Source organism: Klenkia sp. AC732 (assembly GCF_979256525.1).
This window is the reverse complement of sequence record NZ_CEEDOS010000101.1, coordinates 1-324: the sequence shown is the minus strand read 5'-3', so window position 1 is coordinate 324 and position 324 is coordinate 1. Positions and strand designations below refer to the sequence as shown.

The 324-nt window shown below is 63.3% G+C and carries 1 protein-coding gene; it reads left to right on the top strand.

Translation table 11 applies throughout. The features are described from left to right. Positions 1-47: 47 nt before the first annotated feature. On the top strand, positions 48-324 hold a 277-nt coding region (locus AC0IVP_RS21845), incomplete at its 3' end, for a hypothetical protein (protein ID WP_471759273.1).

Here is a 324-nt window from a genome sequence, read left to right as displayed (position 1 = left end):
AGGGTGGCCCCCTGCCCTTCTCCTGGGACATCCTGTCCCCTCAGTTCATGTACGGCTCCAGGGCCTTCATCAAGCACCCCGCCGACATCCCCGACTACTATAAGCAGTCCTTCCCCGAGGGCTTCAAGTGGGAGCGCGTGATGAACTTCGAGGACGGCGGCGCCGTGACCGTGACCCAGGACACCTCCCTGGAGGACGGCACCCTGATCTACAAGGTGAAGCTCCGCGGCACCAACTTCCCTCCTGACGGCCCCGTAATGCAGAAGAAGACAATGGGCTGGGAAGCGTCCACCGAGCGGTTGTACCCCGAGGACGGCGTGCTGA